11 protein-coding genes and 1 riboswitch are annotated in these 15045 nt (G+C 58.4%); of the genes, 4 read left to right on the forward strand and 7 right to left on the reverse strand.

From position 1 onward, the window contains the following. Positions 1-120 precede the first annotated feature (120 nt). A complete protein-coding gene (locus AB5Y97_RS08315) occupies positions 121-1446 on the forward strand; it encodes an IS4 family transposase (RefSeq protein ID WP_368157547.1) in 1326 nt (441 codons plus the stop codon). Positions 1447-1668: 222 nt separating this feature from the next. On the opposite strand, the gene AB5Y97_RS08320 is transcribed toward AB5Y97_RS08315, so the two are convergent. The 5 genes from AB5Y97_RS08320 to AB5Y97_RS08340 all read right to left on the reverse strand — a co-directional run bounded on the left by AB5Y97_RS08320 (position 1669) and on the right by AB5Y97_RS08340 (position 7621). Further along, complete coding sequence (locus tag AB5Y97_RS08320; protein WP_368157549.1) at positions 1669-2430, reverse strand: Nif3-like dinuclear metal center hexameric protein; 762 nt, start codon at positions 2428-2430, stop codon at positions 1669-1671. A gap of 141 nt (positions 2431-2571) precedes the next feature. Further along, positions 2572-3915, reverse strand: coding sequence for a sigma-54 dependent transcriptional regulator (locus AB5Y97_RS08325; protein ID WP_110302912.1), 1344 nt, complete (start codon positions 3913-3915; stop codon positions 2572-2574). Next, positions 3912-4946, reverse strand: coding sequence for a PAS domain-containing sensor histidine kinase (locus tag AB5Y97_RS08330; RefSeq protein WP_005334126.1), 1035 nt, complete (start codon positions 4944-4946; stop codon positions 3912-3914). Before AB5Y97_RS08330 ends, AB5Y97_RS08325 begins: the two co-directional genes overlap by 4 nt. 106 nt (positions 4947-5052) lie before the next feature. Next, positions 5053-6474 carry a sigma-54 dependent transcriptional regulator gene (locus AB5Y97_RS08335; protein WP_031227792.1) on the reverse strand — a complete coding sequence of 474 codons (1422 nt, stop codon included), beginning with the start codon at positions 6472-6474 and terminating at the stop codon, positions 5053-5055. 268 nt (positions 6475-6742) lie between these two features. Further along, a complete protein-coding gene (locus AB5Y97_RS08340; protein ID WP_064338287.1) occupies positions 6743-7621 on the reverse strand; it encodes a DUF2726 domain-containing protein in 879 nt (292 codons plus the stop codon). Between the two features lie 196 nt (positions 7622-7817). On the opposite strand from AB5Y97_RS08340, the gene AB5Y97_RS08345 reads away from it, so the two are divergent. From AB5Y97_RS08345 to ppx, 3 genes are all read left to right on the forward strand, one after another. Beyond that, positions 7818-8333 (forward strand): glycine cleavage system protein R, encoded by a 516-nt coding sequence (locus AB5Y97_RS08345; protein WP_005350673.1) that lies wholly within the window; start codon positions 7818-7820, stop codon positions 8331-8333. A 74-nt stretch (positions 8334-8407) separates the two neighbouring features. Next, a complete protein-coding gene (ppk1, locus tag AB5Y97_RS08350) occupies positions 8408-10477 on the forward strand; it encodes a polyphosphate kinase 1 (RefSeq protein WP_101529450.1) in 2070 nt (689 codons plus the stop codon). Further along, a complete protein-coding gene (ppx, locus tag AB5Y97_RS08355; protein ID WP_368157553.1) occupies positions 10467-11957 on the forward strand; it encodes an exopolyphosphatase in 1491 nt (496 codons plus the stop codon). The genes ppk1 and ppx overlap by 11 nt, the downstream gene beginning before the upstream one ends. Positions 11958-12017: 60 nt before the next feature. Here ppx and mgtE read toward each other — a convergent pair whose 3' ends face one another. Continuing rightward, complete coding sequence (gene mgtE / locus AB5Y97_RS08360; protein ID WP_368157555.1) at positions 12018-13361, reverse strand: magnesium transporter; 1344 nt, start codon at positions 13359-13361, stop codon at positions 12018-12020. Positions 13362-13483: 122 nt separating this feature from the next. Further along, positions 13484-13653, reverse strand: a riboswitch (M-box (ykoK) riboswitch). 183 nt (positions 13654-13836) lie between these two features. Next, entirely contained in the window at positions 13837-15045 is a 1209-nt protein-coding gene (gene flgL, locus AB5Y97_RS08365) for a flagellar hook-associated protein FlgL (protein WP_368157556.1), read from the reverse strand.

Below are 15045 nucleotides of genomic sequence, written 5' to 3' on the forward strand. Positions count from 1 at the left end.
ACGTCTTGTCGAAATGTGAAAAAGGAGGCCGATGGCCTAATGCCGATCAGTTAAGGATCCATTGACCGATCCTTCTGTTGTGTGAAAATCCGAAACCTGTTGATTGGTTTAGGATTTTTTATGCGTATCGCTCACGCTCTCGACTTCCTCCACGCCAGCAATGCTGCTCAGTTTGAGTCACTCTCCGACCTCATTCCTCCCGAGCTCATCACGACGCTGCTCGCCGAAGAGAATGTCGTGACCTTGCGTCGCCGCCGCATGCCCATGGAGCGTCTGGTCTGGGCCATCATCGGCATGGCTATCTTCCGCCACGTCCCCATGACCCAGCTCGTCAATCAGCTCGATATCCTCTTGCCCGGCGACCGCCCCTTTGTCGCCCCCAGCGCCTTCCTGCAAGCTCGCCAAAAGCTTGGCCACAAGAGCATTGAGCGGCTGTTTCACGAGACCGCCTCTCTCTGGCACCAGCAGGCCAATCATCCCGGTTGGGCCGGGCTGCAACTGCTCGCCGTTGATGGCGTGATGTGGCGCACCCCCGATACCCCGGACAATGCCGCCGCCTTTGCCAAGCCCGGTACCCAGCATGGGGAGACCGCCTATCCGCAGGTGCGCATGCTCTGCCAGATGGAGCTGACCAGCCACCTGCTTGTTCAGGCTGTCATGGAGAGCTGCGCCGTCTGCGAGATGGTACTGGCCGAGCAACTCATCGCGCGCACGCCGGACCACTCGCTCACTCTGTTCGACAAGGGGTTTTACTCTCTCGGTCTGCTCCACGCCTGGCAAACCGCTGGCTGCGAGCGGCACTGGCTGCTGCCACTCAAAAAGGGCACGCAATACGAGGTGGTGCGCAAGCTGGGGCGTCAGGATGTGCTGGTGCGTCTCAAAACCAGTCCACAGGCGAGGAAGAAGTGGCCGCACCTACCTGACACGGTGGAAGCCCGCTTGCTGACCCGACACATCAATGGCAAGGCGCGCCAAGTATTGACCTCAATGGTCGACCCGATGCGTTTCCCGGGGGCCGACATCGTTGAGCTCTACAGCCACCGCTGGGAAATCGAGTTGGGCTATCGGGAGATGAAGCACAGCCTGCAACAACACTGGCTCCTGCGCAGCAAAAAGGCGGCAGGGATACGGCAAGAGCTGTGGGGCGTGCTGCTGGCGTACAACCTGCTGCGTAGCCAGATGGTAAAGATGGCAGCGAGTCTGAAGGGATACACGGCAAGTCAGCTGAGTTTTCACATGGCATCGGTGTACCTCATCCATGAACTGAGCTGCATGCCGTACCTGTCACCGGGGAGTATTCCGAAGCGGGTGGCGGAGCTGGATAAGCAGGCGGGGCAGTTTGTATTGCCGGAGCGAAGGGAGCGGAGTTACCCCCGCTGCGTGAAGCCAAGACCACAAAAGTATACGGTGCAAAAAGCCAATAAAAACAATGCCAGTCAGGCTTAACTGACTAGCATTAGGCCGATGGCCTCCTTTTTATTTCCTGAATTTTCCCACCACAGGCACAGGCTTAAACCTGTTCACGACCTGCAGCGAGAAACCGTCAACAAGGTGAAGAGCAGCACAGGAACCGGAGCGTATGGACATACGTGAGCACTCTTTGCTGTATACATAAGCGAGCAGCACATGAGCCTTGATCACGGTTTCGTAGCCAGATCGTGGACAGGTTTAGACCGGATTGTCGATATCGATAAAGGTCACATCCAGCCCGTGCACAGTTGCCAGCCACTCCCCCAGCGCCTTGACGCCGTAACGCTCGGTGGCGTGATGGCCCGCGGCGTAGAAGTGCATCCCCATCTCGCGGGCGGTGTGAATGGTCTGCTCGGAGGCTTCACCGGAGATAAAGGCATCGATGCCCTGCTCCGCCGCCAGATTGATGTAGCTCTGACCGCCGCCGGTGCACCAGGCCACTGAACGGATAAGCTCGGGGCCGCTGTCGCCACAGTGGAGCGGCTCACGACCGAGACGCTCGGCAATCAGTTTGGCAAAATCGCGGCCGCTCATCGGCTCTTCCAGCTTGCCCACCATGGCGACGCTCTTGCTGTTCCACGGCTCCAGGCCGCGACGCACCTTGATATCGAACAGCTTGGCGAGCTGGGCGTTGTTGCCCACCTCGGGATGGACATCCAGCGGCAAATGGTAGGCAAACAGGTTGATATCGTGGGTCAACAGGGTCTTGAGCCGACGCTGCTTCATACCGGTGATCTGGGCCGGTTCACCGCTCCAGAAGTAGCCGTGATGGACCAGAATGGCATCGGCCTCGGCAGCCACCGCCGCGTCGATAAGCGCCTGACTGGCGGTGACACCGGTCACCACCTTGCGAATGCGCTCGCGCCCCTCCACTTGCAAGCCGTTGGGGCAGTAATCCTTGATGGCGTGCGGTTCGAGCAGATGATTCAGTACGGTTTCGAGTTTTCGATGAGAGATCATAGGGGTCCCTTATTAAGGCTCGGTCCCCTGCTTTACCAATAAAAACAGGGCCCAGGCTCAAAGCGCCAAGGGCCCCATGATAATCGAGCCGGGCCGTCAAGACCATGACAGCCCCCACACAGTGCGGTTTCCCTACATGCCTTAGGCTGGCAGGTCGATCCCCGCCTCCCGCATCTGGGCCAGCTTGTAGCGCAGGGTGCGCGGGCTGATACCGAGTCGGTCGGCCACCGCCTTGCGGCTGCCGTTACAATCTTGCAGGGTGTCGAGGATAATCTGGTGCTCCTGCTGCTTGAGCTCGCTGCCGAGGCGATCGCCACCATAGCTGCGCTCCACGCTGACAAACTCCATCTCCTGCTCATCCAGCTCCTCCAGAATGAGGTGGTCACAATCAATGACCCCGTCCGGGCTGAGGATCAGGGCGCGCTGTACCACGTTGTCCAGCTCCCGCACATTGCCGGGCCAGGGGTGGGCCAGCAGCCGATCCCGCGAGGCATCTGTCAACTGTGGTGTCGGTAGCCCCTGCTGACTGGCATGAAGCGCCAGCAGGTGCTCCGCCAGCGGCAGAATGTCGCCGGGCCGCTCGCACAGGGCAGACCAGCGCAGCGGAAAGACGTTGAGGCGATAGTAGAGATCTTCGCGGAACAGGCCATCCTGCACCGCTTTTTTCAAATCCCGGTTGCTGGTGGCGATGACCCGCACATCCAGCGGGATCATCTTGCGACTGCCGAGCCGCTCCACCTCTTTCTCCTGCAACACCCGCAGCAATTTGGCTTGCAGCCCCTGATCCATCTCGGTGATCTCGTCAAGCAGCAGGGTGCCTCCCTGCGCCTGTTCGAACTTGCCCGGGCACCCCTGTACCGCGCCGGTAAACGCCCCCTTCTCGTAGCCAAACAGGGTCGCCTCCAGCATGTTTTCCGGAATAGCGGCGCAGTTGATGGCGACAAAGGGCTGCTCGGCGCGGCTGGAGTTGTCATGAATGTAACGGGCCAGCACCTCTTTACCCGTCCCGCTCGGGCCGGTCACCATCACGGTCGCTTCGCTTCTGGCAACACGAGTCGCCAGCTGGAACAGCTCGGCAGTTTTCGGATCCCCGTAGACCACGGCGCGTTTCTCCACCTTCTGGGCGGGCACATAGCGGCTGACCTGATTAAGCAGCACCTCCGGCGAAAATGGCTTGGCCAGATAGTCGATGGCCCCTTCACGCATGGCGCGCACCGCACCGTCGATGTTGGCGTAGGCGGTCATCAGCAGCACAGGTATCTGCGGATATTGCTGGCGAATGGTGGCCAGCAGGGTGAGGCCGTCCATCCCCCCCATCTGGATATCGGAGATCACCATGTCAAACGGCTGACGGGAGAGGGCCAGCAGAGCCCGCTCGCCGCTGTCCGCTTCACGGCACTCATAACCGCCGAGCAAAAGGGTATCCACCAGCGCTTCGCGCAGGCCATTGTCATCTTCAACTACCAGGATCCTGGCCTGTGTCATGCTACACCTCCAAGCTGCACCGGTTGCTGGTGCAGGGGGAACGACAGAGTAAAGCAGGTGCCTTCACCGGGAACCGAGGCCACACCGACCTCCCCCTGATGGGCACGCACTACAGATTGCACCACCGCCAGCCCGAGGCCAGTGCCCTGGGAGCGAGTGGTAAAGAAGGGTTCGAATACCTGACCGAGCTGATGGGAAGGGATCCCCTTGCCATTATCGATGACCCGCATCTCCACCCGGGCACCGCTGCGCACCGCGCTGACCAAGAGTGACGTGGCCCCCGCCTGCTGGGCATTGGCAATCAGGTTGTTGATGGCTCCCGCCAACGCGCTGCTGTTGGCCAGCAGACAGAGATCGGGCTCTGGCGCCTCCATGTGCAGCTCGCAGCCCTGTTGCTGACAGAAGGCCTCGGCACCGGCCTGCACTTCGGCCAGCAGCCCTTGTACCGAGATGGGGGTGACCACCTGATTGTCACCGTTGCGGGCAAACAGCAAGATGTCGTTGATCTGCTTCTCCAGATCCTGCAAACGGGCCATCAACTTTTGCTGAAACTGAGTGCGAGATTCCGGCTTGAGGGTGCGGTTGGCCAGATTGGCGGCATAAAGCATGGCAGCGGAGAGCGGTGTGCGGATCTGGTGGGCGAGCGAAGCCGCCATATTGCCCAGCGCCGACAGCCGCTTCATGTGGTTGATGCGGTCTTGCAGTTTACGGGTTTCGGTCAGGTCATTGATAAAGACCAGCTGGCCGGGCTGATCCGGCAGCGGTTGGGTCGAGAGCTGCACCCGGCGCCCGTCGCGCAGGGAGATCTCGTGGCCATCATCCTCGCGCGGCTCGAAGCAGCGGGCAATGATGTGGCGCCAGAGCTCCCCTTCCAGTGGCTCCCCCAGCAGGGAGATGGCCGCCGGATTCGCGCGGGTGACCACCCCTGCCCCGTCAAGTAGCAACACCCCGGTGGGGAGCGCCTTGAAGATGGCATAGAGCTGGCTCACTTCGTGGGACTGGAGTGGCATGTCCTGCTGCTGGATTGTCATAAACCTGACCTCAAACTGGCTATTGGGTCAGGTCATTCAATTTCCATGCCACTAAATTATATGGATTAAAACAATGAATTGCGCATTAGCGTCAAGGCTTTGACCCTCAGACGTCCTTGCTCATCCCGTACTTTTTCATCTTCTCCACCAGGGTGGTACGGCGCATGCCGAGCAGATCGGCGGCGCGGGCCACCACCCCGTCCTGAGACTCCAGCGCCTGACGGATCAGCTCCACTTCGAGGTCGGCCAGCATCTCTTTGAGGTTGACCCCCTCCTCCGGCAGCTGCATGGTACGGGCCGAGGCGAGGGCGTGATCCAGCTCGGGTGGATCCTGGAACACCGCCGCCAGCGCATCCCGTTCATCCATCTCGGTCAGCCGCTCATCCCGCGGCTCGCTCGGCAGCAGGCGATAACGGCTCGGCAGATCGGCCACATCGACGATCTGGTGCGGGTAGAGGATCAGCAATCGCTCCAGCAGGTTGGAGAGCTCGCGCACGTTGCCAGGCCAGGGGTACTGCATCAGCGACTCCAGCGCCCGCTGGGTCAACCGGATAAAGCCGTGGTGCTGCTCGGCATGACGGTTGAGCAGCTCCTGCAGCAGCAGCGGGATATCGTCGATGCGATCCCGCAGCGGCGGCGTCTCAATGGGGAAGACGTTGAGGCGGTAGTAGAGATCTTCGCGGAAACCCTGAGTGCGGATCATCGCCTCCAGATCCCGGTGGGTCGCCGCTATGATGCGCACATCGGCCTGAATGGGCTTGCCGCCACCGACCCGGTCGAACAACCGCTCCTGCAATACCCGCAGCAGTTTGACCTGCATCGGCATCGGCATGTCGCCGATCTCGTCGAGAAACAGGGTGCCCCCCTGCGCCAGCTCGAAGCGACCGCGACGGGCCGCGATGGCGCCGGTAAACGCCCCCTTCTCGTGGCCAAACAGTTCGCTCTCCAGCAATTCGGCCGGAATGGCGCCGCAGTTGATGGGCACGAAGGGGCCGCTGCTGCGGGAAGAGAGTTCGTGGATGGCGCGCGCCACCACCTCTTTACCAGTGCCAGACTCCCCGAGGATCAGCACGTTGGCATCGGTCTCGGCCACTTGGCTGATGAGGCGGCGTACCTCCTGGATCCCCTTCCCTTTACCCACCAGCAAGCGCAGCAGGGCCTGCCCCTTGTCATGGGTCTGCTGACGGGGATGCAAGGAGACGAACGCCTGACAGAAGTGCAAATGACGGGTAAGGGATTCATAGGTAAAGGGCGAGAGCGCGACCCCGATAAAGTTGCTGTTGGGCAGATCGGCCTCAACCAGCGAGAGGAAGGGGGTACGGGGGAAGGCTGCCAGCAGCTCTGACAAGGGACGGTCGGTCAGCTCACCCACCAGCACCCCTTGCAGCGGACCGGAGGATTCGATGGCCACATCCAGATCGCTTTGTGCCACCTCCTGCCACGGGATCCCCATAAACGAGAGCACGGTTCCCAACTGTTGGCGCCGCTGCGCATCGGCATCAACAATCAACACGCCCATCTCCACCATATCCATTCCTCGCGATGTCCTGAACTAACTTATTGTTTTATTTAATGATAAAACAGCTACTGACTGTCTTTTTGCAGGCACACAAAGTGCCAAAATTCCGACACATTGTCAAAAATTGTCGTATTCAGGCTAAGTGTATCGACAGAAACGGGAGATTAGATAAATTTTGCCGAGGAATTTTCTGCATTGGCGCCGTTAACAAACGCCGCCAATAGCGGAAAGAAAACTGCCCTCGTCAGAGGGCAGCATGGGACACGGTGAAGCGCATTCAGTGGCGATTATGATGGTGCGGCGCCGCGTAACGACACTCGGGAAAACGGCTGCAAGCAAGAAAGAGTCGACCGGCGTGGGGGCCTTTTTTCGCCTCCCGCTCCACCAGCGGCGCATCACAACGAGGGCAGTGGTGTACCTCGTGCTCTTCATCATCCTCTACATCGGCGAACAAACCATCGACCAGTTCACCCTCACTCTGCGGCGCCTCCACCGCCCCGTTGGCCTGGATGGTGGGCTCGCGGAGCGACGCAGGCGAGATGGCCTCGGCATGGGGAGTGCGGCCACGCATCCCGGCACCGACATCCACGCCGTCCAGCAACAGAGGGTTGAACGTCGGCTCGCGGCGCGCCCCGTGCGGCAAATCGTCGATCAATGGTTCGCTGGTTTTGACCAGCAGCGGCAGGATCTGTTCGCGCAGCTCTTCCACCAGATAGCTGGCACTTGCCGGGATCTGCAGCAACGGCAGACCGGCGCTGTCGCAGGCGGTTTTCAGAAAGAGATCCCGCGCCTTGCGCTTCTGGTGACGATGGGAGCTGTCATCGAGTTCGATGGCGCAGATAAAGGAGAGATCCGCGGGGTGGCAAAGCAGATAGTCAAAATGCTTGGCACTGATCTTGTTGAAGTGCTGCTGCCATTTGCTTTTACCGATCCCGGCCTGCGGCGTCAGCACATCGGCCACCCGCACCTTGGCAAAGACCCGGGCCTTGTCACCCACCGCCAAATCCAGCACCCCGAGGAAGGAGCGCTCAGCGGGACTGAACAGTGTCTCCTGCACATCATAGGGCAGGCGCTTTTGCTGTCTGCCTCTGCTCCAGAAGATCGCCAGCACAAGCAGCGCCAGCAACAACAATCCCGATAGGACAAGGGTATTCATGAGAGCACGATCCAGTTCACGACACGAAAGGGGAATCACTTTACCACAGCCGCCACGGAGCAAGGCAGCAGACCCGTGTATAGAAAGTGAAAAGTCCCGTCTTTTTATCTATTTGTCAGCAGGCGGGGGTTCATATGACCAGTCCCAGCAGGCACAATAGGGATAGAGCAAGAAATCCCATTTCAAGGAGAGCAGGATGCAAAAGCAATTGGTGGTCACCGTGATCGGTGCAGACAAACCCGGGATCGTCGAGAGTCTGGCAGCAGTCATCAGCCGCGAGCAGGGCAACTGGCTTGGCAGCGCCATGAGCGAACTGGCGGGACAGTTTGCCGGTATCCTCCATGTCTCTGTCCCCGATGAGCACTATCGCAGCCTGTGCGAAGCGCTAGCCCTGCTACCGGGCCTGACCATCAGCTTTGCCGAAGGGACACCGACCACCGAGCCAGCCCATCAAGTCATGATGACGGTGACCGGCAACGACCGCCCCGGCATCGTCCATGAAGTAGCCAGCATCCTGCGTCAGCTCGAGATCAATGTGGCCGATCTCACCACTGGCTGTGAACCGGCTCCCCACTCCGGCGCCCCGCTCTTCTATGCCCATGCGCTGGTAGCCCTGCCCGACGGGCTCGCGATGGATACGCTTATCACCGCGCTGGAATCCCTCTCCGACGATCTGGTGGTCGACATCGACGAAGCGTTCAGCGAGCAGTAACAATACTGTCATTTATTTGTCATATATTAACGCCATAACTGCCGCGCAGACGCGACCTGAAACAGAGGCACAAGATGAGCACCGACAAGCAGTATGAAGAGAAAGAGCTGAGCTGGCTCTCATTCAATGAACGGGTGTTGCAAGAGGCAATGGACAAGACGGTGCCCCTCATCGAGCGGGTTCGTTTTCTGGGGATCTTCTCCTCCAACCAGGATGAGTTCTTCAAGGTACGGGTATCGGACGTCAAGCGTCGCATCCTCATCAATGAAGTACATGGTGGCGACGATGAAGCGAAAGTGCTGCTGCGTGCCATCCAGCAGAAGGTGATGGCGCTCGGTGAAGCGTTCGACAACACCTACAAGGAGCTGTTGATTGCGCTCGCTCGCCACAACATCTTCCTGGTCAACGAGAACCAGCTCTCCGATGCCATTCAGAAGTGGCTGCGGGTCTTCTTCAAGGAGAAGGTGCTGCGTCACATCATCCCGATCCTGCTCAACAAAGAGGTCAATCCGGTCAAATTCCTCAAGGATGAGTACACCTATCTGGCCATCGAGATGAAGAAGAACGGTCAGGTGATCCAGTACGCCCTGGTGGAAGTGCCGACCGACGACCTGCCCCGCTTCTTCCAGCTGCCGCCGGAAGGGACCCGCCGCAAGAAGCAGATCATCATTCTGGATAACGTCATCCGCTTCTGCCTCGACGAGATCTTCAAAGGCTTCTTCGACTACGACGAGATTGCCGCCTATGCGGTGAAGCTGACCCGGGATGCCGAATATGATCTCTCCGACCAGCTGGACTTGAGCCTGGTGGACAAGATGAGTGACGGCTTGAAGCAGCGCCTCACCGCCATGCCGGTGCGCTTCGTCTACGAGCGGGAGATGCCCGCTGCCATGATAAGCTTCCTCAAGCTCAAGCTGCAGATCAGCTCCTACGACGCCATCATGCCGGGTGGGCGTTACCATAACTTCAAGGATTTCATCGGCTTCCCCAACGTGGGTCGTGACTATCTGGAAAACCCCAAGCTGCCAGCCCTCGATTGCCGCGATTTTGACGGCTTCGTCAACGCCTTCGATGCGATTACCAAGCAGGATATCCTGCTCTACTACCCGTATCACAAGTTCCACCACTTCACCGAGCTGGTGCGCCAGGCGGCGTTCGACCCAGCGGTGAGCGCCATTCGCATCAACATTTATCGGGTGGCCAAGAAGTCGCGGATCATCCACTCCCTCATCGATGCCGCCAACAACGGCAAGAAGGTGACCGTGGTGGTCGAGCTGCGCGCCCGTTTCGACGAGGCGGCCAACATCGACTGGGCCAACATCCTTACCGATGCCGGGGTCAAGGTGGTGTTCGGGGTGCCGAGCCTCAAGATCCACTCCAAGCTCTGCCTCATCACCCGCCACGAAAATGGCGAGCCGGTGCGCTACGCCCATATCGGCACCGGGAACTTCAACGAGAAGACCGCCAAGATCTACACCGACTTCTCGCTGCTGACCCGCAATCCGGATATCACCGCCGAAGTGGAAGGGGTGTTTGAATACATCGAGTACCCCTATAAGCGTTACAAATTCAACCACCTGCTGGTCTCCCCCATCAACAGCCGCCGTCAGCTCTATCGTCTCATCGACAACGAGCTCTCCAACGCCAAGGCGGGCCAGCCGAGCGGCATCATCCTCAAGATCAACAATCTGGTGGACAAGGATCTCATCAACCGTCTCTATGCCGCCGGGCAGGCGGGAGTACCGATCCAGATGATCATCCGTGGCATGTGCGCCCTGCGCCCGGGCGTACCGGGCCTCAGTGACAACATCAAGGTGATCAGCATCATAGACCGCTTCCTCGAGCACCCGCGGGTGATGGTGTTCCACAACAAGGGAAACCCCCAGCTCTATATCTCCAGCGCCGACTGGATGAGCCGCAATATCGACGGCCGTATTGAGGTGGGCACCCCCATTTATGATGAGCGCCTCAAGCAGCGCATCATGGACATTCTCGAGCTACAACTGAGTGATACCTGCAAGGCGCGGGTCATTGATGCCGACCAGCAGAACGAATATGTGAAGCGGGGCAACCGCCGCAAGATCCGCTCTCAGGTGGCGATTTACGACTATCTCAAACGTATCGAGTCAAACAATGGACAATAGTCTCTATGCCGCCGTGGATCTCGGCTCCAACAGTTTTCACATGGTGATCGCCCATCTGAGCGAAGGGCGTTTTCGCATCGTCGATCGCATCAAGGAGCGGGTGCGGCTGGCGGAAGGGATGGATGAGCAGAAGCGGATGAGCCCGGAGGCGATGGAACGCGGCCTCGCCTGCCTGTCGCTGTTTGCCGAGCGCCTCACCAACATCAAGCCGGATCAGATCCGCATCGCAGGTACCTATACCCTGCGCCGCGCCAGCAACGCCCGCGAATTTGTGAGTGAAGCAGCCAAGGTGCTCAACCACCCCATTGAGATCATAAGCGGGCAGGAAGAAGCACGGCTCATCTATCAGGGGGTTGCCCATACCCAGCATATCGAGGGCCAGGTACTGGTGATCGATATCGGCGGCGGCAGCACCGAGCTCATCATCGGTGAAGGGTTTGAACACAAGGCCCTTACCAGTCGCAAGATGGGCTGCGTCAGCTTTACCCAGAGCTTCTTTGCCAGCGGCAAGCTGAACGACAAGCACTTCACCAATGCCGTGCTGGAGGCGCAGCACCAGCTCGCCCCCATCGTCAACCAGTACCGCAAGCTGGGCTGGCAGAGCTGCCTTGGCAGCTCAGGCTCCATTCGTACGGTACGGGATGTACTGCAAGGCGAAGGGCTGACTGACGGCAGCATTACGCTGGAGGGGCTGGAGCGGCTCAAGGCGCTGATGATTGAGCGCAAGCGAGTCGATAACCTCAAGCTGACAGGGCTTACCGAGGAGCGTCAGGAGGTGTTTGCCGCCGCAGTGGCCATCCTGCTCGGGCTGTTTACCTCGCTGCCCATCGAGCGGCTCGACTACTCCGATGGAGCTCTGCGCGAAGGATTGCTGTATGAGTTCGAGGAGCGCTTGCAGCACCACGATATTCGCGAGCGCACCGCCCAGGCGCTCGGTACCCACTACCGGATGGACCGAAAGCAGGCCGCCCGGGTGGAACAGAGCGTGCTGACGCTGTTTGATGCCTTGCAAGAGCCCTGGCAGATGGAGATAGAGCCCTATCGAGCCATCCTCGGCTGGGCAGCGCGGCTGCACGAGATCGGCCTTGCCATCAACTACAGCGGCATTCATCGCCACTCCGCCTATATCCTGCAACACACCGACCTGCCCGGCTTCAACCAGGACGATCAGGCCCTGCTGGCCGCGCTGGTGCGCTTTCAGCGCAAGGGGCTCAAGCTCTCCGAGTTGCCGCCCCTGCCCAACCACGACCTGCAAACGGTGCTGCGCTGCATCCGTATCCTGCGCCTCGCGGTGGCCGCCCACCACAAACGCCAGGACAACCTGCTGCCGGAGTGGAAAGTCGCAGTGCAAGGCGATCAGCTGGTCGTGACCCTGCCGATCGACTGGTGCGAGGATAACCGTCTCTTGATGCAGAATCTGGAGAAGGAGCATCGTTATTGCCAGGAGCAGGGCTGGCCACTGTTGTTCCAGCTCGGCTAAACCGGAAAGATAAATGCAAAAGGCAGCCCACTGGCTGCCTTTTGCATATCAATCTGCCCGTTACTGCAACTCGGGCAACAACCACTTGGCCATCTCGAAGTAGATGATAAGGCCGGTACCATCTACCAGCGTCGCGATGAACGGTGCGGAAACTACAGCTGGGTCAATCCGGAAGCGGCGCAGCACCATGGGAATAATGGACGCGACCGTGGCACTCCAGAGCACGATGGCGATGATGGTAAAGGTCACCACCATACCGATCTGGGGGCCGACCCCCAGGCTCCAGGCCCGGATCCAGGCCGCAACCGCAATGGCCGCAGAGATAAGCAGACCGGTGGAGAGCTCCTTTTTCAGCACTGTGCCGAGATTGCGCAGACTCACCTCCCCGACCGCCATGGCTCGTACTATGGTGGTGGTGATCTGGGTGCCGCTGTTACCACCAGTACCGATCAGCAAGGGGATAAAGAAAGCCAGCGCGATGGCCGCTTCCAGCTGCTCCTCAAATGCCCGCAGCACGGTGCCGGTGTAGGCTTCCGCCACAAACAGGATGAGCAGCCAGCCCACCCGTTTGCGCCACAGCTGCCAGGGCGTCGCCTGCAAGTAAGGGGTATCGAGCGGTGATGAGCCCCCTTGCATCTCGGCATCCTCGGTGGATTCGAGCTCCAGAATATCCGCTGCATCATCGACGTGGAAAATACCGACCAGTCGCCCCTGATCCTCGACCGGCAATACCGACAGGTCGCGGTCGATGAGCAGGCGCGCTGCCAGCTCCTGATCGGCTCGTGCGTTGATCCGCACAGTCTCCCGATCCATCAGGGTCGCGACACTGGCCAACGGGTCGGCGATCAGCAAGGTCTTGAGGGAGAGGCTTCCTTGCAGACGACCATCCCCGTTGACCACATAGATATGGCGAAACAGCTGGGCATTGTCCCAGGCATCGTGGATCAGCTGTTTGGCGTGACCGACCGTGTCCTCCTCCCGCACCGCCAGATATTCGTGGCGCATGTTGGCCCCCACTGACTCGGTGGGCCAATCCAGCAGGGAGTAATACATGGCCTGCGCCTGGGTCGGGAAGCGAGCCAGCAACATGGTGCGATCCTGACGACTCAGTTTGCGCAGGATGGCGACCATCTCGCGGCGGGGAATGGCCTCCTGCAACACGCTGACGATGCTGCCATGGAGCCGCTGCAACAGGCGCCCGGCACTCTCGGCCGAGAGTGAACCGAGCAGTTCGGCACCTTGCGGAATTGGCAGGGTATCAAAGATGCAGTTGAGCTCTTCCGGACGCAGGGTCAGCAGTTGATCGGCGCGCTGAACCGGATCCAGATTATGTTCCAACCAACCCTGCAGGGCGGCCAGATCGAGCAGTTGGTGACGGTTAAGAATGGTATGTGTTTTCTTCATCACAGATATCCTCATGTGATTTCAGGCGAGCCTGAATGCCTCCGGAAATAGCCAGAGGCAACGACAAGAAAACAGCAATTTGATTGACGAGTAATAGGCAGGAAATGACGCCGTTCGGCGTGTCATCATCCCCACGTACCAGCTTTAGCACTGTATAACGTATCCGGCATGCCGGAAGCCACTTGGGTTTACACCTTAATCCGATGAAAACTGTCCTGATCTTGGGCGTCTCTGGACGTCGTGAGATCAGTGGCCTGTGTTTATACAGGAGCCTCGCCTAACGAGATGCTGCAAATAATTCGCACAACCCTCTGTTGTGCGGGCGGCATGATTATCCAATCCCGCAGGGAGGTCAACCCCGCAGTCCCCATTAAATGTGCAACGGCAACAGCTTGTTACAATTGGCAGGAGATGACACGGAACCAATTTTCATAGTCTGGACAAAAGAAAAGGCCCCAAAGGGGCCCTTCTCTAATTAGCGAATATAGTCAAATAGCGTCAGACGGCTTATTTTGCTGAAAGAGAGTTGCGAGGCACTCAATGCCGCATCCTCTTTTGACAGCGCGGAAATCACTTCATAGAGATCCGCTTCCGACACCTTGGCTCTCGCCTCTGAGTTGAGGGTGCTGAGCCCTTCATTAGAGCCCATGACCGCCTCGAGACTGTTCATCCGGCCACCCAGTTCACCCAACCCATAATCGATATTCAGGCGAGCATTTTTCATATGGACGGTGGCGTCGGCCACTTCCAGCGCAAAGTTATCAGCTGTGATACCGGGGGCACGCAAAGCGGTAATAAATTTCGACATCCCGTTGAGAATGTTGTCATTGTCTGGTTTTTTTAGCTCAAATTGCTGTGGAGTGCCTCCGACAGGTACATTAAGAGTTAACTCCAGTCCGTTAAACGGAATAGCATTACCTGGCATATAGTTACCATTTGCGACTGGATTACCAGCAGCATCCTTAATCTCATAAGTGTCAGGTGTTCCAGCAGTTGTCGACACTGTGTATGAATTAATTGCCAAGGATGAATTGTAATTTGTTCTATAAAAGTTATCGAAATGATCCTGACCAGATACACCCACCTTGATGTCAGTAGTCAACGCACTAGCCGTTCTTCTGGTCGCCACAATTTCAAACAGATCCTGCCCGGAATCATTGGCAGCAATCTGTACTGTGGGTGACACCTGAATATTTCGCTGACCAGGATCACCCTTATAAGCATATTGCCCGTTACTATTTTTTACATACGGCTGGGTCTTGCTCTGATTGCCACCAAAGATAAATTCACCCGAGGAATTCTTGCTATTCATCAGGTCGAACATCTGCTGCTGCAACCCTTCCAGCTCGCTGGCAATAGCCTTACGGTCATCCATGCTGATAGAACCGTTATTTGACTTCTGGATCAGGGTCTGGGCACTGAGCATCGCATTATTAATCGACGTTAATACCGTCTCCTCATGCCCCAGACTGTTTTCCAGCAAGCTGCCATTCACCCCATACTGCTTGAACAGGTCGATCTCCTTGGTCAGTGCCATCTTCTGGCTCATACCCGCGGGATCTTCGCCGGCAGTCTGAAATTTATTACCGGTTTGCAGCTGTTGATAGGCGGTATTCAACCGCTCATTGGCACTGTTGAGGGAATAGATATTCCGGTCGTAGATCATGTTGGTGGTGATGCGCAT

The sequence above is a fragment of the Aeromonas sp. R10-2 genome, from assembly GCF_040908445.1.
GTDB lineage: Bacteria > Pseudomonadota > Gammaproteobacteria > Enterobacterales > Aeromonadaceae > Aeromonas > Aeromonas veronii.

Excerpts from the sequence above, each read along its gene's own strand:
- mgtE (WP_368157555.1), bottom strand. The coding sequence starts at position 13,361 with ATGAAGAAAACACATACCATTCTTAACCGTCACCAACTGCTCGATCTG.
- AB5Y97_RS08325 (WP_110302912.1), bottom strand. The coding sequence starts at position 3,915 with ATGACACAGGCCAGGATCCTGGTAGTTGAAGATGACAATGGCCTGCGC.
- flgL (WP_368157556.1), bottom strand. The coding sequence starts at position 15,045 with ATGCGCATCACCACCAACATGATCTACGACCGGAATATCTATTCCCTC.
- AB5Y97_RS08320 (WP_368157549.1), bottom strand. The coding sequence starts at position 2,430 with ATGATCTCTCATCGAAAACTCGAAACCGTACTGAATCATCTGCTCGAA.
- AB5Y97_RS08335 (WP_031227792.1), bottom strand. The coding sequence starts at position 6,474 with ATGGTGGAGATGGGCGTGTTGATTGTTGATGCCGATGCGCAGCGGCGC.
- AB5Y97_RS08330 (WP_005334126.1), bottom strand. The coding sequence starts at position 4,946 with ATGACAATCCAGCAGCAGGACATGCCACTCCAGTCCCACGAAGTGAGC.
- AB5Y97_RS08315 (WP_368157547.1), top strand. The coding sequence starts at position 121 with ATGCGTATCGCTCACGCTCTCGACTTCCTCCACGCCAGCAATGCTGCT.
- ppx (WP_368157553.1), top strand. The coding sequence starts at position 10,467 with ATGGACAATAGTCTCTATGCCGCCGTGGATCTCGGCTCCAACAGTTTT.
- ppk1 (WP_101529450.1), top strand. The coding sequence starts at position 8,408 with ATGAGCACCGACAAGCAGTATGAAGAGAAAGAGCTGAGCTGGCTCTCA.
- AB5Y97_RS08340 (WP_064338287.1), bottom strand. The coding sequence starts at position 7,621 with ATGAATACCCTTGTCCTATCGGGATTGTTGTTGCTGGCGCTGCTTGTG.
- AB5Y97_RS08345 (WP_005350673.1), top strand. The coding sequence starts at position 7,818 with ATGCAAAAGCAATTGGTGGTCACCGTGATCGGTGCAGACAAACCCGGG.